This window comes from Paenibacillus residui (genome assembly GCF_042677205.1).
Classification (GTDB): domain Bacteria; phylum Bacillota; class Bacilli; order Paenibacillales; family NBRC-103111; genus Paenibacillus_L; species Paenibacillus_L residui.
Map to the genome: position 1 here is coordinate 149,883 of NZ_JBHTIU010000003.1, position 7,184 is coordinate 157,066.

8 protein-coding genes are annotated in these 7,184 nt (G+C 56.6%); 2 read left to right on the plus strand and 6 right to left on the minus strand.

What is annotated here, in order from left to right; genetic code table 11:
* The first annotated feature begins 14 nt into the window (after nucleotides 1-14).
* Nucleotides 15-2,471, plus strand: coding sequence for a DNA gyrase subunit A (gene gyrA, locus ACFQ03_RS01700; RefSeq protein ID WP_379285649.1), 2,457 nt, complete (start codon nucleotides 15-17; stop codon nucleotides 2,469-2,471).
* 118 nt (nucleotides 2,472-2,589) lie between these two features.
* Here the strand turns inward: gyrA and ACFQ03_RS01705 are convergent, their stop codons facing one another.
* Nucleotides 2,590-2,760, minus strand: coding sequence for a hypothetical protein (locus tag ACFQ03_RS01705; protein ID WP_186328478.1), 171 nt, complete (start codon nucleotides 2,758-2,760; stop codon nucleotides 2,590-2,592).
* Nucleotides 2,761-2,977: 217 nt separating this feature from the next.
* On the opposite strand from ACFQ03_RS01705, the gene ACFQ03_RS01710 reads away from it, so the two are divergent.
* Entirely contained in the window at nucleotides 2,978-3,388 is a 411-nt protein-coding gene (locus ACFQ03_RS01710) for a MarR family winged helix-turn-helix transcriptional regulator (protein WP_144940835.1), read from the plus strand.
* A 2-nt stretch (nucleotides 3,389-3,390) separates the two neighbouring features.
* Here ACFQ03_RS01710 and ACFQ03_RS01715 read toward each other — a convergent pair whose 3' ends face one another.
* From ACFQ03_RS01715 to ACFQ03_RS01735, 5 genes are all read right to left on the minus strand, one after another.
* Nucleotides 3,391-4,110 (minus strand): RluA family pseudouridine synthase, encoded by a 720-nt coding sequence (locus ACFQ03_RS01715; protein WP_379285652.1) that lies wholly within the window; start codon nucleotides 4,108-4,110, stop codon nucleotides 3,391-3,393.
* Nucleotides 4,107-4,973 carry a class I SAM-dependent methyltransferase gene (locus tag ACFQ03_RS01720; RefSeq protein ID WP_144940832.1) on the minus strand — a complete coding sequence of 289 codons (867 nt, stop codon included), beginning with the start codon at nucleotides 4,971-4,973 and terminating at the stop codon, nucleotides 4,107-4,109. Before ACFQ03_RS01720 ends, ACFQ03_RS01715 begins: the two co-directional genes overlap by 4 nt.
* A 158-nt stretch (nucleotides 4,974-5,131) precedes the next feature.
* Nucleotides 5,132-5,782 (minus strand): pyroglutamyl-peptidase I, encoded by a 651-nt coding sequence (gene pcp / locus ACFQ03_RS01725; RefSeq protein WP_144940829.1) that lies wholly within the window; start codon nucleotides 5,780-5,782, stop codon nucleotides 5,132-5,134.
* 92 nt (nucleotides 5,783-5,874) lie between these two features.
* Nucleotides 5,875-6,654, minus strand: coding sequence for a LamB/YcsF family protein (locus ACFQ03_RS01730; protein WP_379285655.1), 780 nt, complete (start codon nucleotides 6,652-6,654; stop codon nucleotides 5,875-5,877).
* On the minus strand, nucleotides 6,636-7,127 hold the full coding sequence (locus ACFQ03_RS01735) for a hypothetical protein (protein WP_379285661.1): 492 nt from the start codon (nucleotides 7,125-7,127) through the stop codon (nucleotides 6,636-6,638). The genes ACFQ03_RS01730 and ACFQ03_RS01735 overlap by 19 nt, the downstream gene beginning before the upstream one ends.
* Nucleotides 7,128-7,184: the final 57 nt, after the last annotated feature.

The following is a 7,184-nucleotide window of genomic DNA, read 5'->3' on the forward strand; positions in this document are numbered from 1 at the left end:
AGGGGACAGACGCCATGAGTACGCTGGAAAAATTTTTACCTGCCTTTTTAGAAGATGTCATGGGAGACCGGTTCGGCCGCTATTCCAAATACATCATTCAAGACCGGGCGATTCCGGACGTTCGTGACGGACTGAAGCCGGTACAGAGGCGCATCCTGTATTCCATGTACGAAGCCGGGAACACGCCGGACAAGCCCTACCGCAAATCGGCCAAGACGGTAGGGGATGTCATGGGGAACTACCATCCGCACGGAGATGCTTCCATTTACGACGGAATGGTCCGTATGGCCCAATCCTGGAAAATGGGGCATGCGCTGATTGACGGCCACGGCAACTGGGGGTCCCAGGACGATGATCCTCCGGCGGCGATGCGTTATACGGAAGCCCGGTTATCGTCCATCGCCATGGAAATGCTGCGCGATATCGAGAAGCGGACGGTAGTGTTCAAGGATAACTTCGATAATACGGCCAAGGAGCCGGTCGTTCTGCCTTCGCGCTTCCCCAATCTGCTGGTCAATGGGGTGAGCGGGATATCCTCCGGTTTTGCCACGGAAATTCCGCCTCACAATTTACGCGAGGTGATCGACGCATGTATGGCGGTCATGGATGATCCGGACCTGACCCTGGAACAGTTGATGGAAATCGTGAAGGGACCGGATTTCCCGACCGGCGGAATCATTATGGGGGAAGACGGCATTCGCGAAGCCTATCGAACGGGCAAAGGGCGTATTCACCTGCGCGCCAAGACGGAGATTGAGGATTTGCGGGGTGGCAAGCAGCAGATCGTCATTACGGAAATTCCGTATCAGGTCGTGAAAGCCCGCCTGGTCACGGCCATGGAAAACATCCGGCTGGAGAAAAAGGTGGAAGGGATTGCGGAGGTACGGGACGAAAGCGGGCGCAACGGGCTTCGCATCGTTGTCGAGCTGCGGAAAGACGCGGACGCCCAAGGAATTCTGGCGTACTTGTTAAAGCGCACCGATCTCCAGGTGACCTATAACTTCAACATGGTGGCGATTGTCAACAAGACACCACAGCAGCTTGGCTTGAAGCAGATGCTGACTGCCTATATCGCTCACCAGAAGGAAGTCGTCACCTACCGGACGCAATATGATCTGGAGAAGGCGGAGGACCGTGCTCACGTAGTCGAAGGGCTGGTCAAAGCCCTGAATATTCTGGATGATGTCATTGCGACGATTAAAGCTTCCAAAAACCGCCAGGATGCCCAGAATAATTTAGTCGAGCAGTACGGCTTTACGGAAAGACAAGCGGATGCGATACTCACGTTGCAGCTGTACAGGCTGACTAATCTCGAAATTACGTCCCTGGAAAAAGAACTGAAGGAAGTCCGCAAGACGATCGACTATTTACAATCGATTCTGTCCAGCGAACGGAAGCTCTTTAAGGTTATCAAGGATGAGCTGACGGAAATCCGCGATCGCTACGGTATCGACAGACGCTCCGAAATCCAGGGCGAAATGGAAGAGATCAAGGTCAACCTGGAGGTCATGGTCCCGGCAGAGGATGTCTTCGTGGCGTTGTCCAATGAAGGCTACGTGAAACGGACCAGCAAGCTATCCTTTACCCGGTCCGGCGGCGATGTGGACAGCATAGGACTTAAGGAAGGGGATTTCCTCCGCTTCCTGCTCGATGTGAATACGATAGATAACTTGCTCATTTTTACCTCGAAGGGCCAGTATTACCTGCTCCCCGTCCATCAGGTCCCCGAGTACAAATGGAAGGAGAACGGGACGGCGATTGTCAACGTGATACCGATCGCCAAGGAGGACCGCATCGTTTCGGTCATTCCGGTCAAAGATTTCGAAGATCCGGAGCTGTCCGTCGTCTTCGTCACCCGTAAAGGCCAGGTTAAACGAACGGCACTGAAGGAATATTTCACGAACCGATCCAATGCGATTATCGCCTGCAAGGTTTCCGAGCAGGATGAGATCATTGCAGTCCAATTATCGGATAACCGCAAGGATTTACTTCTGGTTACGAAGAATGGAATGAGCATCCGCTTCATGGAGGATGAAATCAACAGCATGGGCCGGGCCGCTGGGGGCGTCCGGGGCATTCAACTGAAGGATGACGATGAAGTCGTTGCCGCCGAATGGGTCAAAGGGGAAGAAGGAGAAGTGCTGGTCGTAACCGATCTGGGGTACGGCAAGCGTTCCCTCCTATTGGATTATCCGTTGCAGGGCCGCGGCGGCCGCGGGGTATTCACCTTCGAATTCAAGGACGGCAAACGGGTCCGTTCCAACGGCTCCGTAATCGTGGGAGCCTTCGCGGTTAAAGAAGAATACGAACTAACCGTTATTCTCGATGACGGCGGGCGACACAGTTTCTCAACGGAGAAAGCTCCTATTGAGGAGCGCAAGTCAACGGGCAAGCTGCTTGTTCCGGCCTCCAAAGCCAATAAGCTGGAGTACATCGGGAAAAAAGCGACGATCGAGGAGACTCCGAAATAAAGGTTAGGGCTTCGCTAGGCGGTCTGTCCGGTACTTAAAACGACTTAAAACGCCTATCGCGGCAATTTATCGCTGAATGCAGGCCTTTTCGGACATCAAGGGTTGATCGGCCGACGGATTAATCATATCCGATGGATGGCGGATCGATTTTGTCAAGCAGATTCAGTGCAATTTCCAAAATGGCCCAAGCCGGCATCGGTTCATCGAACCGTTCCTGCCAGCTTGGGTCGTTGATTATTCCTTCCTTCAATGCGCGAATGATGATTTCCCGCTTTATTTGACTATCCATGTCGACTCCCCCTTTCTAATCCTTCAAATCCAGGGTGCGATTCTACAAAATCTGATCCTCGGGTCATCTGCCTATTTTATGTGTATGTTGAAGAGCGTCAAAAGGTACATTTTCACATCGATTAATGTCATAAAGTATTAAGCGGATTAAACTTTAAATCGACATTCGGTCAGTGCTATAATGAGGACAAACCAAGGAAACCGGAGGGAAGAATCGCATGTATACGAACGATTTCGCCAGACTGTGGTTTAAACTTTCCAAAGATCTTAAGAATCATATGGAAACCGGCTTGGCCCCAACGTTGACCGAAGGACAATTGAATGTACTGGAACTGCTGGAGGCTCACGAGAGAATGAAGCCCTCGGACTTCATTGCCTATCTGGAGACGACTCCGGCTGCTATAACGACATTGCTGGACAGAATGGAAAAGGGCGGCCTGATCGTCCGCGAACGGGATGATCATGACCGCCGAATCGTCTGGGTGAAGACAACGGACAGGGGAAGAGAGGAATGCGCGAGGGGAGTGCAAATCCGGGAGCAGTTCCTGCAATCGCATCTGGACCGGATCTCCGCCCATAATCAGCAGCTGCTGGTCTACTTGCTGGGCAAGGTCGCCAACGCTTCCTGAGCCTACTTCAGCTCCAGCTCCTCCCTCCACTCGGTCCATGGGTAAACCGTCGGTGGGCTGCAGGAGAACGTCATCCACTCCCGCTTGACCGGATGTTCGAAGGAAAGACTGGAGGACCACAGGGCAATTTGCTGTCCGGGCCGGTTCCGGCCGTGCCCGTAACGCTGATCGCCATATAAAGGGTGGCCTTCCGTCGACATTTGTACCCGAATCTGGTGGGAGCGTCCCGTGAGCAGATGAATCTCGACGAGACTCAGCAGCTCGGAAGGGCCTATAACCTTGTAGTCAAGAATGGCTTCCTTGGCCCCGGCTTTGGCTTTGGGTACGGAGGAGACGGTGTTCGTGCTGCTATCCTTAAGCAGGTAATGAACGAGCCGGCCCGCAGTCGGCTTGGGGGTTCCGTGGACAACGGCCAGATAGGTCTTGTCCAGCTTCCGGGTACGGACGGCATCGGCCAAGCGGGAAGCTGCCTTGGAGGTTTTGGCGAACACCATGACTCCGCCTACGGGACGGTCCAGACGGTGGACCAGACCGAGATAGACATTCCCTGGCTTTTGATAGCGGACTTTCAAATCTTCCTTAAGAACGGACAGCAGGTCCGGATCGTTCGATTCGTCCTGTTGAGACGGCATATTCACCGGCTTCACCACCACCAGGATGTGATTGTCCTCATACAGGACAGGAACCTCCATAGGAGGAAGACCGGCCTTCGTCATCGTCATAATTCCCATCGCCCCAATATTCCACAGGGCAGCACCAGCCCGCTTGCCGTAATCGGCAATCCGATTTCTCCGGTAGCAATCGTCCCCCCGTGCTTTCTCTGCAAGGCGAGCGTTAGTATATTGGCAAGCACCGAAGCGGAAATTCCTGTCGTATACGAATTGATCAGGAAGAACAGCGGCCGGTCGGACAGAATGCCGGTACACGATTCCACGAACGGATACAGGTCCTTCTCCAGCTTCCACATCTCCCCGTTCGGTCCCCTGCCGTAAGAGGGAGGGTCCATGATGATGGCGTCGTAACGGTTGCCGCGGCGGTGCTCGCGCTGGACAAACTTGAAGACATCATCGGTTATGTAACGGATAGGACGGTCCGCAAGGTTGGACAAGGCGGCGTTCTCCTTCGCCCACTGAACCATTCCTTTGGCCGCATCGACATGTACGACCTCCGCGCCGGCCGAAGCGCAAGCCAGGGTGGCGCCACCGGTATAGGCGAACAAATTCAGCACTTTGATCGGCCTTCCGGCTTGCCGGATCTTGTCCATCATCCAATCCCAGTTGGCGGCTTGTTCCGGAAACAGGCCGGTATGCTTAAAGCCGGTGGGCTTGATATAAAACTTCAAGCGGCCGTAGGAAATGCTCCAGCGCTCCGGGAGCTTGACCCGTTCCTTCCATTCACCGCCACCGCTCGAGCTGCGGTAATAACGGGCGCTAGCCTCTTTCCAAAGCCCGCTGTTGCTGTCCTCCGCCGGCCAAATGATCTGCGGGTCGGGGCGTCTCAGGACATAGCCTCCCCAGCGTTCCAGCTTCTCCCCGTCTCCGGTATCGATTAATTCAAATTGTTCCCATCGATCTGCAACGTACATTCGTTATGCCTCTTTTCAACTAAACTGGATTCAAGTGAATTTCCTTTCTATTCTACAACACCCGGGCCCGCATTATCCAGTTGGGACGGAGTTCCATCAAGCCGCTCTCCTGAAACGCGGGACGAATCGCTCTTATCACACCATACTCGTCCTTAGGATTAATGAAGCTGTCCGCCTTCGACAGGGATTACCTCCTGCCCGCAGGCGATGCTGGTCTGAACGGCTATTTCCAATGCCCGCACGATAACTTCCAGACTCATGCTCGGCCTGTCCGGGAATGCCGCAGCCTGTTTCGGGAGGTAAGGGATATGGATAAAGCCGCCGCGAGTGCCCGGATAACGGGTCGCCAGCAGGTGAGACAGCCCATAGAACAAATGGTTGCATACGAAAGTGCCTGCCGTTTGGGAAACGGAGGCCGGGATGCCTGCTTGCCGCAGGCGGCTTACGATGGTTTTGACGGGCAAAGTGGACCAATAGGCCGCCGGACCTCCAGCAATAATCGGGGTATCTATCGGACGGTTGCCTTCATTGTCCGGAATCGGCGCGTCATCGATGTTGATCGCTATCCGTTCGACGGTAATTCCGCTGCGCCCGCCGGCTTGACCTACGGCAATGACAATATCAGGCTGAAGGGCATCGATGGCCTTCTCGAGCACGTTCAGGCATTTGCCAAAGACGGTCGGCATTTCCAGAGCCTCCAGCCTGGCTCCTTCGACCGCTGCTCCCTGCAGCCGTTTGACGGCCTCCAGTGACGGGTTGACCGTTTCGCCGCCGAAAGGCTGGAAGCCTGTAAGCAGTACGGATTTCATGCTTGATCTCCTCCTGTCCCTGAAAGTATGGAAAAGGTGTAAACAGTGATTCGATCCTGTTGGCCAAAGAAGGTGCGGGAATAGCCTTAAGCTTATAAACCGCCTTCCTGCTGCCGCTGTGGTGCGCGAATGGCAATTCTCGCGGCCAGCAGCGCTTCGCGGATGAGGCGGGAGGAGGCCAACGCTTCTTCGCCGTCTCCGTGAATGCAGACGGTCTGGACCTCCAGGCTGACCTCCTGCCCGTCCAGCGAGCGGACCTTCCCCTCGATGGTCATCCGGACAGCCTGGTCCGCCGCTTGCTGCGGGTCGGTGAGGAGGCCGTGCGGGTGGGAGCGCGGAGTCAGCGTTCCGTCCGCCTGATAGGTCCGGTCGGCGAAAGCTTCGCTGACGGTCGCAAGCCCAAGCTTGCGGCCGGCGCGGATCAATTCCGATCCGGACAAGCCGAACAACAGCAGGGACGGATCTACCCGCCGCACGGCCTCCGCCACGGCTTCCGCAAGCGGAGCGCTCTGGGCCGCCATGTTATAGAGGGCGCCATGTGGCTTGACATGCTGCATGGTACCGCCCTCCGCATGCACGAAGGCCTGCAGGGCCCCGACCTGGTACACGGTCAGGTCGTAAGCTTCCTGGGGCGTGATCTCCATCCGCCGGCGTCCGAAGCCGGCTCGGTCCGGAAGCCCCGGATGGGCCCCGATGGCCGTCCCTGCCTCCAGCGCCAGACGGACGGTCTTGCGCATCGTGGACGGATCTCCGGCATGAAAGCCGCAGGCGATGTTCACGGAGGTGGCCAGCGGAATGAGGGCTTCGTCATTGCCGATCCGGTAGGCTCCGAAGCCTTCGCCCAAATCGCAGTTCAAGTCGATAGTATACAAGAATGAACCTCTCCTTCATTTTGCTTCAATTCAATGGACAGCGCGAGCTTCCGCAATTCCGCTTCCCTCTGCAGCAGGAGCGTCTCGGCCTCCGCACGGGAGATTTGCCGGAAGGCGAGTGTGTCCCCCGGCTTCACCTGCGCCAACACCGGAAGGTCGACCTCGGCAATCTGAGCCAGCTTCGGATAGCCGCCGGTGGTCTGCCTGTCGGCCATCAGAATGATCGGGCGGCCGTCCGGGGGAACCTGCACAGTGCCCGCCGTCACCGGCTCCGAGATGCTTTCCGCCGGCTCGCTGAGCGCCAGCAGCGGCCCGTCCAAGCGGTAGCCCATCCGGTCGGAGCGGGAGGTGACGAGGAAGCGCGAGCAGCCGAACCGGGTTCGGCTGTCGGCGCTGAAGGCGTCATATTCCCGCCCGGGGACGTACCGCAGGACGGGGTCCTCGCGGTAGGGCGGCAGCGCCTCCCGGCGGATGAACCAGCCGGTGGCGGCGAAGGGCCGCCTGCCGCAAGCGGCGGCGAGGCGGGCGGC